This is a genomic window from Inquilinus limosus DSM 16000, from assembly GCF_000423185.1.
GTDB classification, from domain to species: domain Bacteria; phylum Pseudomonadota; class Alphaproteobacteria; order DSM-16000; family Inquilinaceae; genus Inquilinus; species Inquilinus limosus.
On record NZ_KE383986.1, the window covers coordinates 197,366 to 213,110 of the forward strand.

Below are 15,745 nucleotides of genomic sequence, written 5' to 3' on the forward strand. Positions count from 1 at the left end.
GGCGCCTTGGAGGATCAGGATGGCACTTTCGCGACGATCGGCACAGCCCCGATCGAATCGTCAGGCGATCGACCCCGGCGTGAAGGTCGGGGCGACGCTGGGCGGGCGGCCCGGCAGGTCCAGCGCCGTCACCCGCTCCGGCGTCCGGGCGATCACCCGGCCGGCGCCCAGGACCAGGAGGCGGGTCGCCTTCAGCCGCACCGCCTCGAACGGGTCGGCCGCCTGCAGCACCACCAGGTCGGCCCGGCAGCCCGGCGCCAGGCCGTAGCCGTCGAGCTCCAGGATCTTCGCCGCCTCCGTGGTCACCGCGGCGAAGCAGCGGCCGATGGCGTCGAGCGCGGTCATCTGCCCGACATGCACCGCCATATGGGCCACCTCCAGCATGTCGGCCGAGCCCATCGAATACCAGGGGTCCATGACGCAGTCCTGGCCCAGGGCGACGGTGATGCCGGCCGCCATCAGCTCCGGCACCCGGGTCATGCCGCGGCGCTTCGGATAGGTGTCGTGCCGGCCCTGCAGGGTGATGTTGATCAGCGGGTTGGCGATCGCGGCGACGCCGGCCTCGCGCATCAGCGGGATCAGCTTCGAGACGTAGTAGTTGTCCATCGAATGCATCGAGGTCAGGTGCGACCCGGTCACCCGCCCGCCGAGGCCGAGGCGATGCGTCTCCGCCGCCAGCGTCTCGATATGGCGCGACAGCGGGTCGTCGCTCTCGTCGCAATGCAGGTCGACCGGCAGCCCCCGCTCCGCCGCGATCTCGCACAGCCGCCGGACCGAGGCGGCGCCGTCCGCCATGGTGCGCTCGAAATGCGGGATGCCGCCGACCACGTCGACGCCGAGGTCGAGCGCGCGCAGCAGGTTCCGCTCGGCGCTGGCGGAGCGGTACAGCCCGTCCTGCGGGAAGGCGACCAGCTGCAGGTCGAGATAGGGCGCGACCCGTCGCTTGACCTCGAGCAGCGCCTCGACCGCCAGGAGCCGGTCGTCACAGACGTCGACATGGCTGCGGATCGCCAGCAGCCCCTGCGCCACGGCGAGGTCGCAATAGGCCATGGCGCGGGCGATCACCGCCTCCTGCGTCAGCTGCGGCTTCAGCTCGCCCCACAGCGCGATGCCTTCGAGCAGCGTGCCGGAACGGTTCATCCGCGGCAGGCCGAGCGACAGCGTGGCGTCGAGATGGAAATGCGCATCGACGAAGGGCGGCGTCACCAGCCGGCCGGTGGCGTCGATCTCCTGCCCCGCCTCCGCCGCCAGATGCGGCTCGACCGCGGCGATGCGGCCGCCGTCGATGCCGATGTCGATGCCGGTGCGGCCGTCGGGCAGGTTGGCGTTGCGCAGGACGAGATCCATGGCGGGGCTGGCCTTCACGAAATTTCACTGAGGGAACGGCGCCGCCGACGATAGCATGCGGCCAGTGCAGAGAAAGACGGGAGAGCACCCGTGTTCAGCTCGACATGGGGCGAGATCCGCCGTGCCCGGCCCGACGAGGCGGAGGCGATCCGCGCCCTGGTGCGCCGCGCCTATGCGAAATGGATCATCAGCGTCGGCCGCGAGCCGATGCCGATGCGCGCCGACTATGTCCGCGCCCTGGCCGAGCACGAGATCTGGATGATCGACGGCATCCACGGCGGCATCGCACTGATCGAGCTGAAGCCCGAGCCCGACCATCTTCTGATCGTCAACGTCGCGGTCGATCCCAGCCATCAGGGCCGCGGCCTCGGCCGCCGGCTGCTGGACTTCGCCGAGCAGGAGGCGCGGCAGCGCGGCCTGCCCGAGATCCGGCTCTACACCAACATCCGGATGTCGGAGAACCGAGCCCTCTATGCCGCCCGCGGCTATCGCGAGACGCATCAGGAGCAGCGGGGCGAGTTCACCATCGTGCACATGGCCAAGCCCGTCCCCGCCTGAAGCCTCCGAGCCGCCGACCGGCGCGCCTACAGCACGAAATCGGCGGCGACGAGGGCGATGCTGCCGGTCAGGGTGATGTGGAAGTCGGTGACCTTGTCGCCGTTGACGTCGCCGGCGATGGTGGTGATGCCGTTGGTCACGGCGTAGCGCAGCTGGCCGGCGACGCCGGTGTAGAGGCCGGTGCCGATGAAGCTGAAGGCCTGGTCGCCGGCGGCGCCAGCGTTGGCGTCGATTGCGCTCAGGTCGATGCGGTCGGCCTGGGCGTGGCTGAAATCGGTGATCCGGTCGGCATTGGCCCCGACCACGCTGTCGCCGAGGGCGGTGAAGTAGAACCGGTCCGCCCCCGCGCCGCCGGACAGCATATCCTTGCCGCCCCCCCCGACGAGGGCGTCATTGCCGTTCCAGCCCTGCAGCGTGTTGGCGCCGGCGTTCCCGGCCAGGCCGTCATTGCCCTGACTGCCGGAGAGGTTCTCGATCCCGACCAGGATGTCGCCCTGGGCATCGCCGCCGCTGCCTTTGCCGGTGGCGAGGCTGACCGAGATCCCGACCGAACTCTCGTAGTAGCTGACGGTATCGGTGCCGGCGCCGCCGTCCAGGCGGTCCGCCCCCGCCCCGCCGCGGAGCACGTCGTTGCCGTCCATGCCGTTGAGCGTGTCGTTGCCCGCCATGCCGTTGAGCGTGTCGGCGCCGCCGTAGCCGGACAGGGTGTTGGCCGCGGCCGAGCCGGTCAGCACGTCGCCAAAGCCGACGGTGCCCACGATGTTCTCGATGTCGCCGCCGATCACGTCGCCCTGGGCGTCGCCGCCCGATGCGGCCAGCGTGGTCAGGTTGACGGTCACCCCGGCCGGGCCGTCATAGTTGATCGTGTCGATGCCGGCGCCGCCGGCCAGCACATCGGCACCGGCGCCGCCGGTGAGGAAGTCGTCCCCGTCGCCGCCGTTGAGCGTGTCGTTCCCGGCTAGGCCGGACAGCACATCGGCGCCGGCCAGGCCCGAGAGCGCATTGGCGACATTCGAGCCCGTCAGGGTGTCGCCGACGCCGGTGCCGCGGATATTCTCGATGTCGGCGCCGATGCTGTCGCCCTCGGCCTCGCCGCCGGCGGTGGTGAGCTGGCTCAGGTCCACCGTCACCCCGACCGTGCCGCCATAGGCGATCGTGTCGATACCGGCGCCGCCGATCAGCGCGTCCGCGCCCTCCCCGCCCTGGAGCACATCGTTGCCGGCCCCGCCGTCGAGCGTGTCGTTGCCGCCCAGGCCGCCGAGCGTGTCGTTGCCGCCATTGCCCGACAGCGCATTGCCGAAGATCGACCCGGTCAGGACGTCGTTGAACCCGTTGGTGCCCTGGATGTTCTCGATATCGCTGCCGATCGTGTCGCCCTGGGCGTCGCCACCGATGCCGGTCCCGCCGATCGTCACGGTGACACCGGCCGGGCCGTCATAGTAGCGGACGGTGTCGATGCCGGCGCCACCGTTCAGCGTGTCCGCCCCGGCGCCGCCGTCGAGCACATCGTTGCCGCTGCTGCCGTTCAGGCTGCTGATCCCGCCATGGAGCACGTCGTTTCCGGCACCACCACGCAGCACGTCGTCGCCGGCGCCCCCGTCCAGCGAATCGTCACCGCCCTGGCCATCGAGCACGTCGTTGCCGCCCTGGCCGAGCAGGGCGTTGGCCGCAGCCGATCCGGTCAGCGTGTCGGCGAAGCCGTTCGAGCCCTCGATGGTCTCGATATCCGCCCCGATCACGTCGCCTTGCGCGTCGCCGCCCGACGCAGTCAGGGCCGTCAGGTTGATGACGACGCCGGCGGAGCTGAGGAAATACGTGATCTGGTCGATGCCGGCGCCGCCGCTCAGCGTGTCCGCGCCGGCGCCCCCCTGGAGGACGTCGTTCCCGTCGCCGCCGCGCAGCGTGTCCGTGCCGGCGCCTGCGGCCAAGGTATCGTTGCCAGCGCCGCCGTCGAGCAGGTCGTTGCCCGATCCCGACGCGTCGCCCGCGACCAGGCTGTCGTCGCCGCCGAGGCCATAAAGGATGTTGCTGCCCGCCCCGCCGACCAGCCGGTTGGCCGCGGCCGAACCGGTGAGCGTGTCGTTGAAGGCCGATCCCTCGATGTTCTCGACATCGGCGGCCACCACGTCGCCCTGGGCATCGCCGCCGCTGCCGGTGCCGCCGATCGTGACGGTCACCCCCGCGGCGCTGGCGCCGTAATCGGCGGTGTCGGTCCCGGCACCGCCGTTCAGCGTGTCCGCGCCGAGCCCACCGCGCAGCCGATCGTTTCCGTCGCCGCCGTTCAGCGTGTCCTGGCCCGCAGCCCCGTCGAGGGTGTCGTTGCCGCCGAGCCCGTTGATCGTGTCGTTGCTCGCCGTACCCTCGAGATTGTCGATGCCAGCGCCGCCGTTGATGACCGCCATGATGGATTCCGCTCGGAAAACGAGAATTTCGCCCTCGGATCCTGCCGGAAACGGACGCTAATGACGGTTCGTTTTGCAGATATTTTATTACGCTGGCCGTGACCGGGGGCTAGCCGCCGATCGCGCCGCTGAGCAGCGCCATCGCGACGGCCTCGGCGCGGCTGCCGGCGCCCAGCTTGCGCATGGCCGAGGCGACATATTCGTTGACGGTGTAGACCGAAAGCGACAGCCGGCGCGCTGTCTCCTTGCTCGACGCGCCGCGGGCGATCCAGGACAGGCAGTCGCATTCGCGCGGGGTCAGGGGCGACGGCGACGCGGGCAAGGCGGAAGCCTGTAGCGCGGCCAGTCCGCGCTCGATCCTCAGCGCTCGGCTGAGATGCGGCCCGATCAGGCGCAGCATCCGGATCTGCGCGTCGTCCCAGTCCGGCCGGCGCCGCGGTCGCCAGACCGACAGCATCGCCGAGAGATCCCGGCGCTCGAAATCCACCCAGTACAGGCCGTGGTCCTTGCCCTGCGGCCGCATGAAGTCGTTGTAGAACTCGGTGCGCCGGTACTCGGTATCCGGGATCAGAGCCGAATGGGCGAAGGCGGCGCCGGGCTTCAGCCGCGGCAGCACGGGCAGCAGCGGCAGCAGCTTGTGGTAGTGCGCGTGGTAGCGCTCGACATAGTCCGGGTCGGTCTCGGTCGCCAGGGTCGCGGGGCTCGGCGCTTTCGGGCCGATCCGGCGCAGCACCAGCGACTCCCCGCCCAGCGCCTGGCCCAGGCGGCGCAGCACGGCGAACCAGTCCTCGCTGCCGGTGCCGGCTTCGTAGATCAGGTCGATCAGCCGGAGAAGCTGCGGCTCGTCCGCCCGGCCGCCGGCGGACGACACATCGGCGCCCGGCCGGACCGCCGCCCCGCCGATGGAACGGCCTCGCATGATGCCCCCTCTCCTCGCGCCCAAATCTGGCGCTGCCCATGGCGTGCATAAGATCATAATGATCTCGCCGCCGCCTGTCGCGGTGACGGCGCGCACAGCCTCAGGCTTCGAACAGGGTGTCCAGCGGCCTCGGCCGGCCCACGGAGAAGCGTGCGCCCGGTCGATCCCCATGGCGCAGACGAGATCGAGGGTTTCGGCGTCCTCCACCTGCTCGGCGACGATGCTCAGCGGCCGCCATGGCTCTCGCAATGGGTATGGCCTCACGATAAGCCGTTACGGCGAGAGACGGAATTGCGGAGCGGATGATGGATGTGACGATGCGTGCGGCCGCAGCGGCCGATCTGCCGGCGATCCTGCGCCTGCTGGCGGACGATCCGCTGGGCAAGAACCGCGAGACGGCGGTCGAGGCGCCCTATCAGGCGGCCTTCGCCGCGATCGCCGCCGACCCGAACCAAGAGATGGTCGTGGCGGAGCTGGATGGCCGGGTGGTGGGCTGCTTCCAGCTCAGCTTCATCCCCGGCCTGTCGCGCCGCGGCGCCTGGCGGGCGCAGATCGAATCCGTGCGCATCGAGTCGGCGCAGCGAGGCCGGGGCGCCGGGCGGGCGATGATGGAATGGGCGATCGCCCGGGCGCGGGCGCGCGGCTGCGCCCTGGTCCAGCTCACCACCGACAAGCGCCGGCCCGACGCCCACCGCTTCTATGCGCGCCTCGGCTTCGTCGCCAGCCATGAGGGCATGAAGCTGGAGCTGTGAGGGCGACAGGCATCGGCTACGGTGTCCCCGGGGGAGTATCGCCATGCCGTCACCCAAGCTCGTGCCCGAGCTCTACGTCTCGGACATCGGCCGCAGCCTCAGCTTCTACACCGGGCTGCTCGGATTCGCCGTGCTGTACGAACGGCCGGAGGAGCGCTTCGCTTATCTCGACCGGGACGGCGCCGCGCTGATGCTGGACCAGCCCGCCGATCCGGGCCGCATATGGCTGGCCGGACCGCTGGAGCGCCCTCACGGCCGCGGCATCAACCTCCAGATCGAGGTCGCGGATGTCGATGCCCTGAACGCCGCCGTGCTGGCCGCCGGGGCCCCGATCGAGCGGCCGCTGGAGGAGCGCTGGTACCGCCGCGACGCCGTCATGCTCGGCCAGCGCCAGTTCGTGGTCCAGGATCCCGACGGCTATCTGCTGCGGTTCTGCCAGCCTGTCGGGTCGCGGCCGGCGCCGCGGGACGGCCGCTGATGCTGTTCAAGCGCCCGGTGCTGGACCGGATCGCCGCCGGCGCCGTCACCCTCGCCTTCCGCCGCTGGCGCCGGCCGACGGTGCGGCCGGGCGGCACCCTGACCACGCCGGTCGGGGTGCTGGCGATCGAGGCCGTCGATATCGTCGCCGCGGACCGGATCACCGATGCCGAGGCCCGGCGGGCCGGATTCGCCGGACGCGACGACCTGCTCGCCGGGCTGGGGCCGACGGAGCGCGAGCTGTACCGCATCGCCTTCCGGCTTCAGGGCGCGGATCCGCGCGCGGCGCTGCGGGAGCAGGATGATCTCACGGCCGACGACGTCGTTGCCCTGCGCGAGCGGCTGGACCGGCTCGACCACGCCGGCCGGCATGGCGCCTGGACCCGGGCGGTGCTGCGGCTGATCGCCGAGCATCCCGGCACTAGGGCCCCGGAGCTGGCCGCCCGCCTCGGCCGCGAGACCGCCGCCTTCAAGACGGATGTGCGCAAGCTGAAGGCGCTGGGACTGACCGAGAGCCTGGAGGTCGGCTACCGCCTGTCGCCGCGCGGCCGCGCCCTGCTCGACCGGATCGGGGAGGACACCGCCCCCCGGTGTTGACGCCCAAGCCTTGACGCCCCCCGCCCCTGCCCGCATGGTCGCGCCACCTTCGGACGGAATCGGCGGGACCGCCTTGGACGACGCCAGCCCAAGCAAGGAGGAATCGGCCGGGCTGACGCTGCGGCCGGCCACGGCCGCGGACGCCGGCACGCTGGCGGCGATCCATCGCCGGGCCCGCGAGTCGGCCGACATCCCGAATCTGCACAGCCGCACCTCGGTCCGCCGCTTCCTGCTGCGCACCATCCAGCAGTCGCAGGTCATGATCGCCTGCCGCGACGGGGCGCCGGTCGGCTACGCCGCGCTCCACAACGGCTGGCTCGACCAGCTCTACATCCACCCGGACCACCACCGCCGCGGCATCGGCACGGCCCTGCTGGCCTGGGCCCGGCGCGAAAGCCCGGGGCTGCGCCTCTACTGCTTCGCCCACAACGCCCGCGCCCTTGCGTTCTACCGGTCGCATGGCGGCGTGATTCTCAGCGAAGGCGACGGGTCCGACAACGAAGAGGGGCTGCCCGATCTCCTCCTCGGGTTCCCGGAAGCCTGAGAAGGCGCTGCCCTCCTGCGGCGGATTCCGGGGCGCCTTCACCGCCGCCGTATTGCGGCCCTCGACCGCGCCGTCAGCGGATTCATAACATCCCATTCTTCCACGGGCTCTGAACCATCGCCCGCAACCCTGTGATTCCCATGACGAATCCGCATGCGGAACGACCCTGGATTGAACAATTCCGCGCTTGCACCCGCCACGGAACTGACACAATATGTGGGGCCTGGGCACGGCAAACCACCCACCGCTGGGGCCAGCCACAAGAATCGGATCTGTGGCGATTCTCTCGGGGGCGGGACCGCGCCAGGTCCGGAAAGCCGCAGGCTTCTGCGGCTCATGGAAAATAACCACTGGTTCCTCACCGGGTATTCACTGGTCTATCCACCAGGTTATCCACAGAGGGAGCAAAATTTCGATTTTCAATACTTGTTTTCGACTTAGAATGACGGTTCCTTGACTGGTCTGTGGCGGCCCGTTGACGCGGAGTCGCCGGTGGAGTTCGGCGCGGGGATCGCGGTCCCCGAGGACATCAGGCGGGGGTCGCGGCGGCGCGACGGAGAAGGAGGATTGGGGACCATGCGGATCGAACGGCGCTTCACGGCCGAAGGGCACGACGCCTATGAGGGGATCGAGTTCCGGTCGGCGACCAGCGAGATCCGCAATCCGGACGGCTCGGTGGTGTTCCGCCAGACCGACATCGAGGTGCCGGCGGAATGGAGCCAGGTCGCGTCGGACATCCTGGCACAGAAGTATTTCCGCAAGGCCGGCGTGCCGGCGCGGCTGAAGCGCGTCCGCGAGAAGGGCGTGCCCGAGTTCCTGTGGCGCAGCGTCCCCGACGAGAAGGCGCTGGCTGGGCTGCCCGAGTCGGAGCGCAGCGGTGGCGAGCGCACGGCGCGGCAGGTGTTCGACCGGCTGGCCGGCACCTGGGCCTATTGGGGCTGGAAGGGCGGGCTGTTCGATTCGGCCGCCGACGCCCGCGCCTATTTCGACGAGATGCGCTTCATGCTGGCGCAGCAGATGGCCGCGCCGAACAGCCCGCAATGGTTCAACACCGGCCTGCACTGGGCCTATGGCATCGACGGCCCGGCCCAGGGCCACTGGTATGTCGACGAGGCGACCGGCGAGCCGCGCCTGTCCGACAGCGCCTATGAGCGGCCGCAGCCGCATGCGTGCTTCATCCAGTCGGTCGCCGACGACCTGGTGAACGAGGGCGGCATCATGGACCTGTGGGTCCGCGAGGCGCGCCTGTTCAAATACGGCTCCGGCACCGGCTCGAACTTCTCCAAGCTGCGCGGCGAGGGCGAGCGCCTGTCCGGCGGCGGCCGCTCCTCCGGCCTGATGAGCTTCCTGAAGATCGGCGACCGCGCCGCCGGGGCGATCAAGTCGGGCGGCACCACCCGCCGCGCCGCCAAGATGGTGACGGTCGACATCGACCACCCGGACATCGAGACCTATATCGACTGGAAGGTGGTCGAGGAGCAGAAGGTCGCGGCCCTTGTCGCCGGCTCGAAGCTCGCCCGCAAGCATCTGAACGAGGTGATGGAGGCGTGCCACGGCGTCTCCGACGCCGAGACCGGCGACCGCTTCGATCCGAAGCAGAACAAGGCGCTGAAGCGCGCCATCCTGGCCGCCCGCAAGGCGATGCTGCCGGAGAACTACGTCCAGCGCGTCATCCACTTCGCGCGCCAGGGCTACACCGGCATCGACTTCAAGGTCTATGACACCGACTGGGATTCGGACGCCTACCTCACCGTCTCCGGCCAGAACTCGAACAACTCCGTCCGTCTCACCAACACCTTCCTCGAAGCGGTGCAGCAGGACGGCGAGTGGCAGTTGATCCGCCGCATCGACGGCAAGGTGGCGAAGACGCTGAAGGCCCGCGACCTGTGGGAGAAGATCGGCCACGCCGCCTGGGCCTCGGCCGATCCGGGGCTGCAGTTCGACACCACCATCAACGAGTGGCACACCTGCCCGGAATCGGGGCGGATCAACGCCTCCAATCCGTGCTCGGAATACATGTTCCTGGACGACACGGCCTGCAACCTGGCGTCCCTGAACCTGATGACCTTCCGCCGCGCCGACGGGTCCTTCGACGTGCCGGCCTTCGAGCACGCCTGCCGGCTGTGGACCATCACCCTCGAGATCGCGGTGATGATGGCGCAGTTCCCGAGCCGGGAGATCGCACGCCTGTCCTACGAGTTCCGCACCCTCGGCCTGGGCTACGCCAATATCGGCGGCCTGCTGATGGCGTCGGGCATCCCCTATGACAGCGCGGAGGGCCGCGAGATCTGCGGCGCCATCACCGCGCTGATGACCGGCGTCGCCTACGCCACCTCGGCCGAGATGGCGAAGGCCGTCGGCCCCTTCCCCGGCTACCAGAAGAACGCGCCGCACATGCTGCGCGTGATCCGCAACCACCGCCGTGCCGCCTATGGCGAGACGGAAGGCTATGAGGGCCTGTCGATCCTGCCGGTGCCGCTGGAGGCCGACGCCTGCCCGGACCAGGAGCTGGTCGCCGCCGCCCGCCGTGCCTGGGACCGCGCGCTCGGCCTCGGCGAGAGCTTCGGCTACCGCAACGCCCAGGCGACGGTGATCGCGCCGACCGGCACGATCGGCCTGGTGATGGATTGCGACACCACCGGCATCGAACCGGACTTCGCCCTGGTGAAGTTCAAGAAGCTGGCCGGCGGCGGCTACTTCAAGATCATCAACCGGGTGGTGCCGGAGGCGCTGCGCGTCCTCGGCTATGACGACGATCAGATCGAGGCCATCATCCGCTACGCCGTCGGCCACGGCACGCTGGAGAACTCTCCGGCGATCGGCTGGGCCGCGCTGAAGGCCAAGGGCTTCACCCAGGCCGCGATCGATGCGGTCGAGCTGGGCCTCAAGTCGGCCTTCGACATCAAGTTCGTGTTCAACCGCTATACCCTCGGCGACGACTTCCTGACCGGGACGCTGAAGGTGCCGGCCGCGGCGCTGGACGACCTGTCCTTCGACCTGCTGGCCTTCCTCGGCTTCTCGAAGGCTGAGATCGAGGCCGCGAACACCTGGTGCTGCGGCGCCATGACCCTGGAGGGTGCGCCGGAGCTCAAGGACGAGCATCTGCCGGTGTTCGACTGCGCCAACCCCTGCGGCCGCATCGGCAAGCGCTTCCTGTCGGTCGAGAGCCACATCCGGATGATGGCGGCGGCGCAGCCCTTCATTTCGGGCGCGATCTCCAAGACCATCAACATGCCGAACGCGGCCACGGTCGAGGACTGCAAGCAGGCCTACCTCCTGTCCTGGCAGCTCTGCCTCAAGGCCAACGCGCTCTATCGCGACGGCTCGAAGCTGAGCCAGCCGCTCAACGCCTCCCTCCTCGAGGACGACGCCGAGGACGAGGAGGAGAGCGTGGTCGAGCGCATCATCGAGGCGCCGGCCGGCGCCCGCGCCCCGATGGTGGCGGAGCGGATTGTCGAGCGGGTGGTGGAGCGGATCGTCGAGAAGACCGGCATCCGCGGAAAGCTGCCGCACCGCCGCAAGGGCTACACCCAAAAGGCGATCGTCGGCGGCCACAAGGTCTACCTCCGCACCGGCGAGTACGATGACGGGCGCCTCGGCGAGATCTTCATCGACATGCACAAGGAGGGCGCCGCCTTCCGCAGCCTGATGAACAACTTCGCCATCGCCGTCTCGATCGGCCTGCAATACGGCGTGCCGCTGGAGGAGTTCGTCGAGGCCTTCACCTTCACCCGGTTCGAGCCCTCAGGCCCGGTGCAGGGCAACGACGCCATCAAGATGGCGACCTCGATCATCGACTACATCTTCCGCGAGCTGGCGGTCTCCTATCTCGGCCGCAGCGATCTCGCCCATGCGACGCCGGATGACCTGACGCCGGACACGGTCGGCAAGGGCGTGGCCAAGGACGACGGCAAGGCCCCGGCCGTGGCCGAGGTGGCGACGCCGATCCGCCGCGTCGCCTCCACCGGCTTCGTCCGCGGCAACTTCCGGGTGTTCGAGGGCGGCAATGTCCGCGACGTCGCGGTCGCCCGGATGACCGAGGTGCAGGAGCTGGTGAGCGAGGCGGCGACCGCCCTGCACACCGAAGGCGCCACCGCCCTGGCGTCGGCGCCGGAGCCGGTCCCGCTGCGCAGTGCGGCCTTGAACGGCACGGCCGACACCCGCCTGGCCAAGATCCGCGAGGCGCGGGCCAAGGGCTATGAGGGCGACCCCTGCCCCGAATGCCAGAACATGACGCTGGTGCGGAACGGCACCTGCCTGAAATGCGATACCTGCGGCGGGACCACCGGCTGCAGCTGAGGCCCGGAGGGCGCTAGGAAGCAAAGCGGAAGAAGAGGTGCCCGGGCGCAAGCCCGGGCACCTTTTCTAGATCTACACAGCCATCGCCGAACAAGAGAGCGCGAGCAGGGCGACGCCGAGCGCCTCCAGCGGCACCAGCAGCAGTATGCAGATCTGCGCCGGCCCTGGCAGTTCCGCCACCATGCCGAGGAACTGCGTCAGGAAGAACGCGCCGGTGATCGGGTTCGTCGCGGCGATGCAGATGCCGGCGCCGAAAGCCGGGAGCACCGGACCTTCTCCGCGAAGTGCGGCATCATGGCCCGGCACACCGATCGGGGCACGCTGCCGCAACAGCCGGACTGCCATCACGATCAGAAGCAGCGCAGCTATGGCGCGTCCGATCAGTTCGACCCGGAGCAGCGTCGCCGACAAGGTCAGGGCCTGATGCAGGGCCAGGGCCAGCAGGCTGGCTGGATCAGCCGGTGCCGCGGCAGCGGCTCACATCCGCGCGATGATCTCGACCTCGGGCGGGCGGGTGCTGCTCGGAGAGACCACGACCTGGTCGCCAATGCGCTGGAAGGTCAAGGTGACCTGCCGCTCGCCGATCGGCAGCGCCTCCACGGTCAGGGTCTCGATGCCGATCGGCAGGCGTGGGCGGTCGATGCGGATGCGGTTGCGGGCGCCGTCGATCTTGAGGCCGAGGCAGGCCTGCAGCGTCATGAACACGGCACCGGAGGCCCAGGCCTGCGGCAGGCAGGCGACCGGATAGGCGATCGGCCCCTCGCCGCGCGCCCGCGGGAAGCCGCAGAACAGCTCCGGCAGGCGCATGTCGAAATGCACCGCCGCCTCGAACAGCCCGCTCAGCAGACGGACCACGCCGTCGCGCTCGCCGTAGCGGGCCAGGCCGGCGGCGCAGATCGCCCCGTCATGCGGCCAGACCGAGCCGTTGTGATAGGACATCGGGTTGAAGTTGGCCTCGCCGCGCGCGAGGGTGCGGATGCCCCAGCCGGAGTAGAACGGCGCGTCGAGCAGCTGCCGCCCGACCTGCAGCGCCCGCTCCCGCGACGGCAGGCCGCAATAGAGCAGGTGCCCGGCGTTGGAGGCGCGGACGCGGCAAGGCTGGCCGCGGCCGTCGAGGGCCAGGGCGTAGAAGCCCAGATCCTTCATCCAGAACCGGCCTTCGACCGCCATGCGCAGCGCCTCGGCCCGGACCCGCCACTGGGTCGCCTGCTCCTCCAACCCGCGCTGCGCCGCCAGATCCGCCATGGTGCGGAAGGCGGCGAAGGCGTAGCCCTGCACCTCGGCCAGCGCGATCGGTCCCTCCGGGAACCGGCCGTCGGCATGGAAAACGGAATCGTGGCTGTCCTTCCAGCCCTGGTTGGACAGCCCCTTCTCGGAGCTGCGGGCGTAGTCGACGAAGCCGTGACCGTTGTTGTCGCCGACCCGCTCGATCCAGCCGATCGCGCGCAGCAGCGCCGGCCACAGCTCCTCGATCAGCGTCAGGTCGCCGGTCCGGCCGGCATAGGCTCCGGCCAGGATGACGAAGAGCGGCGTGGTGTCGACCCCGCCGTAATATTCGCCGAAGGGCAACTCGCCGAGCGCGACCATCTCGCCCTTGCGCGCCTCGTGCATGATCTTGCCGGGCTGGGCGTCCTTGAAGTCGGACGCCTCCAGCGCCTGGCGCGAGGCCAGGTAGCGCAGCACGCCCCGCGCCAGCGCCGGGCTCAGCCACAGCGTCTGCAACGCGGTGATGATCGCGTCGCGGCCGAAGGTGGTCGAGAACCAGGGGATGCCGGCATAGGGATAGGGGCCGGTCGGCAGCTCCGTCACCAGCAGCGAAAGGTCCGATCGGGACTTCTCGATCCAGTCGTTGAACAGCCGGCCGGAGGTGCGCAGGATCGTGCCGTGCCGCGACAGCGTCCGCATCCGCCGCTTGGCCTGGGCGGCGGCATGGCGGAACCGGGCCCGTCCGGGCGCCGCGGCCTCCTCCTCCGACCCGACCTCGATATAGAGATCGACCGCGCCGTGGCCGGGCAGCCGGAACAGGAACTCCGCCGTGCCGCTGTCGAGGCGCCGCGGCGCCTCGGAGAAGCGGATCACCGCCTGCCGCCCGACCTTGTCCAGCCCGGTATAACGCAGGACGGCCGCGTCGCCGCGCACCTCGGGGTCGGCCACGCGCCCGCGGTGCAGCCGCGTGGCGCCGCGCACCTCGAACATGTCGCGGAAATCCGCCGCGAAGCGGATGGCGACCGGCACCTGGACCTCGGCCTGGCCGAAATTCTCGACCCGGATCTGCTCGTACAGCCGGTCGTTCCACAGCAGGATCGACCGCTGCAGATGGATCGCCCCTTCCGGCAGCCCTTCGTCCCCGAGCGGCGACGGGGTGCGGTTGGTCGCGTGCGTGGTGAAGACCGCGTTGTCCTGGCTGAGCCCGGCGCCGAGCAGGGAGGGCAGCTTGCCGCCGAGCAGGACGATGAAGCGGGACAGGATGCGGGTGTCGTTGTGGAACAGCCCATCATCGTCGCCGGCGACGTTGCCGAGGGCATCGGCGACGAGGAAGGTGTCGCCGTGCTTCAGCGAATACATCCGCAGCGGGACGCGCCGGGCGGAGAGGTCCGGCGGCGGCGCCGGCTCCGGAACGGGCTCGCCCGGGGTCAGTTCTGGTTCCGGCCGGCTCACTCGGCCGCCATCAGGGCTGGGGTGGGATCGTCCTCGACGCCGGCCAGGCGGTGGTACAGCTCGAGATAGCGCTCCGCCATCACCCGGCTGGAGAAGCGCCGCTCGAAGCTGCGGCGGATCTCCCGCCGATCCAGCTCCGGCAGCCGCCCGACCGCCTCCACCGCCTCCTCCATCGACCGGACGATGAAGCCGGTCTCGCCGGTGTCGATCACCTCCGGCACCGAGCCGCAGTTCCAGGCGATCACCGGCGTGCCGCAGGCCATGGCCTCGATCATCACCAGGCCGAAGGGCTCGGGCCAGTCGATCGGGAACAAGAGGCCGGCGGCGTTGCCGAGGAAATCCGCCTTGGCGCCGTCGCCGATCTCGCCGATGAACTCGACCAGCGGGTCGTCCAGCATCGGTTCGATCGTCTCGCGGAAATAGATCTGGTCGGCGGCGTCGACCTTGGCCGCGATGCGCAGCCGGCGGCCGGACCGGCGGGCGATCTCGATCGCCCGGTCGGGCCGCTTCTCCGGCGAGATGCGCCCGAGGAAGGCGAGATAGCCGCCCCGCGGCGTGTCCGTCGGATGGAAGAGATCCTCGGCCAGACCGTGATGGACGGTCGCCACCCAGTTGGCGTCCGCCAGCGGCGCGCGCTGGGAATCGGAGATCGAGACCAGCGGGTAGTCGGGCCAGCGCCGGTACACCTCCGGCAGGTCCTTCAGGTCCAGCCGGCCGTGCAGGGTGGTCACCGTCCGGTGCGCGATCTCCTCGAACACCGGGAAATGGATCAGGTCGACATGGAAATGGATGATGTCGAACTCGTCCGCCCGCCGCCGCAGCTCGTGCAGCATCGAGAGATGCGCGGCGTAGTCGGATTTGAGCGGGCTCGGATCGAGCCGGAACGCCTGGTCGCGCACCGGGACCAGCCTGGCCCGGGTCTGGGCATCGGCGCTTGAGAACAGCGTGACGTCGTGGCCCAGCGCGACGAGGGCGTCGGAGAGATGGGCGACGATCCGTTCCGTGCCGCCATAGAGCCTGGGCGGCACGGCTTCGTAGAGAGGGGCAATCTGGGCTATCTTCATCGTCGAACCTGGCTGTGACATGGCGAGCGTTGCCGCCGTTTCGGGACGCGGGGAGCCCGCCCGGTCGGTACGCACGCGGACAGGACGGCGAAGGGAGGGAGCGACGGCTACGAAGGTGTGCCGGCGTC

12 protein-coding genes are annotated in these 15,745 nt (G+C 70.0%); 6 read left to right on the forward strand and 6 right to left on the reverse strand.

The annotated features are described in order from the left end of the window. Nucleotides 1-60: 60 nt before the first annotated feature. Complete coding sequence (locus G537_RS0132555; protein ID WP_034853785.1) at nucleotides 61-1,347, reverse strand: amidohydrolase family protein; 1,287 nt, start codon at nucleotides 1,345-1,347, stop codon at nucleotides 61-63. Between the two features lie 90 nt (nucleotides 1,348-1,437). Between G537_RS0132555 and G537_RS0132560 the strand changes: the two genes are divergently transcribed. Next, complete coding sequence (locus G537_RS0132560; RefSeq protein ID WP_026873599.1) at nucleotides 1,438-1,905, forward strand: GNAT family N-acetyltransferase; 468 nt, start codon at nucleotides 1,438-1,440, stop codon at nucleotides 1,903-1,905. A 26-nt stretch (nucleotides 1,906-1,931) separates the two neighbouring features. Here the strand turns inward: G537_RS0132560 and G537_RS0132565 are convergent, their stop codons facing one another. Next, complete coding sequence (locus G537_RS0132565; RefSeq protein WP_026873600.1) at nucleotides 1,932-4,307, reverse strand: beta strand repeat-containing protein; 2,376 nt, start codon at nucleotides 4,305-4,307, stop codon at nucleotides 1,932-1,934. A 109-nt stretch (nucleotides 4,308-4,416) separates the two neighbouring features. Beyond that, nucleotides 4,417-5,226: a helix-turn-helix transcriptional regulator gene (locus G537_RS0132570; protein WP_026873601.1), complete on the reverse strand. Its 810-nt coding sequence runs from the start codon at nucleotides 5,224-5,226 to the stop codon at nucleotides 4,417-4,419. A 317-nt stretch (nucleotides 5,227-5,543) separates the two neighbouring features. On the opposite strand from G537_RS0132570, the gene G537_RS0132575 reads away from it, so the two are divergent. From G537_RS0132575 to G537_RS0132595, 5 genes are all read left to right on the forward strand, one after another. Next, nucleotides 5,544-5,978: a GNAT family N-acetyltransferase gene (locus G537_RS0132575; protein ID WP_245579186.1), complete on the forward strand. Its 435-nt coding sequence runs from the start codon at nucleotides 5,544-5,546 to the stop codon at nucleotides 5,976-5,978. Nucleotides 5,979-6,021: 43 nt separating this feature from the next. Continuing rightward, nucleotides 6,022-6,456 (forward strand): bleomycin resistance protein, encoded by a 435-nt coding sequence (locus G537_RS0132580; protein ID WP_026873603.1) that lies wholly within the window; start codon nucleotides 6,022-6,024, stop codon nucleotides 6,454-6,456. After that, on the forward strand, nucleotides 6,456-7,052 hold the full coding sequence (locus G537_RS41250; protein WP_034853787.1) for an ASCH domain-containing protein: 597 nt from the start codon (nucleotides 6,456-6,458) through the stop codon (nucleotides 7,050-7,052). Before G537_RS0132580 ends, G537_RS41250 begins: the two co-directional genes overlap by 1 nt. 73 nt (nucleotides 7,053-7,125) lie before the next feature. After that, on the forward strand, nucleotides 7,126-7,596 hold the full coding sequence (locus G537_RS41255) for a GNAT family N-acetyltransferase (RefSeq protein WP_051249420.1): 471 nt from the start codon (nucleotides 7,126-7,128) through the stop codon (nucleotides 7,594-7,596). Between the two features lie 576 nt (nucleotides 7,597-8,172). Beyond that, nucleotides 8,173-11,895, forward strand: coding sequence for a vitamin B12-dependent ribonucleotide reductase (locus G537_RS0132595; RefSeq protein WP_026873604.1), 3,723 nt, complete (start codon nucleotides 8,173-8,175; stop codon nucleotides 11,893-11,895). 72 nt (nucleotides 11,896-11,967) lie between these two features. Here the strand turns inward: G537_RS0132595 and G537_RS44125 are convergent, their stop codons facing one another. The 3 genes from G537_RS44125 to G537_RS0132610 form a co-directional block, all read right to left on the reverse strand. After that, nucleotides 11,968-12,306 carry a hypothetical protein gene (locus G537_RS44125; RefSeq protein ID WP_155888880.1) on the reverse strand — a complete coding sequence of 113 codons (339 nt, stop codon included), beginning with the start codon at nucleotides 12,304-12,306 and terminating at the stop codon, nucleotides 11,968-11,970. A gap of 66 nt (nucleotides 12,307-12,372) precedes the next feature. After that, nucleotides 12,373-14,553 (reverse strand): amylo-alpha-1,6-glucosidase, encoded by a 2,181-nt coding sequence (locus tag G537_RS41260; protein ID WP_211230590.1) that lies wholly within the window; start codon nucleotides 14,551-14,553, stop codon nucleotides 12,373-12,375. Next, on the reverse strand, nucleotides 14,550-15,617 hold the full coding sequence (locus G537_RS0132610) for a glycosyltransferase family 4 protein (protein ID WP_026873606.1): 1,068 nt from the start codon (nucleotides 15,615-15,617) through the stop codon (nucleotides 14,550-14,552). Before G537_RS0132610 ends, G537_RS41260 begins: the two co-directional genes overlap by 4 nt. Nucleotides 15,618-15,745 lie beyond the last annotated feature (128 nt).

Excerpts from the sequence above, each read along its gene's own strand:
- G537_RS0132575 (WP_245579186.1), top strand. The coding sequence starts at position 5,544 with ATGCGTGCGGCCGCAGCGGCCGATCTGCCGGCGATCCTGCGCCTGCTG.
- G537_RS0132570 (WP_026873601.1), bottom strand. The coding sequence starts at position 5,226 with ATGCGAGGCCGTTCCATCGGCGGGGCGGCGGTCCGGCCGGGCGCCGAT.
- G537_RS0132555 (WP_034853785.1), bottom strand. The coding sequence starts at position 1,347 with ATGGATCTCGTCCTGCGCAACGCCAACCTGCCCGACGGCCGCACCGGC.
- G537_RS0132565 (WP_026873600.1), bottom strand. The coding sequence starts at position 4,307 with ATGGCGGTCATCAACGGCGGCGCTGGCATCGACAATCTCGAGGGTACG.
- G537_RS0132595 (WP_026873604.1), top strand. The coding sequence starts at position 8,173 with ATGCGGATCGAACGGCGCTTCACGGCCGAAGGGCACGACGCCTATGAG.
- G537_RS0132610 (WP_026873606.1), bottom strand. The coding sequence starts at position 15,617 with ATGAAGATAGCCCAGATTGCCCCTCTCTACGAAGCCGTGCCGCCCAGG.
- G537_RS41250 (WP_034853787.1), top strand. The coding sequence starts at position 6,456 with ATGCTGTTCAAGCGCCCGGTGCTGGACCGGATCGCCGCCGGCGCCGTC.
- G537_RS0132580 (WP_026873603.1), top strand. The coding sequence starts at position 6,022 with ATGCCGTCACCCAAGCTCGTGCCCGAGCTCTACGTCTCGGACATCGGC.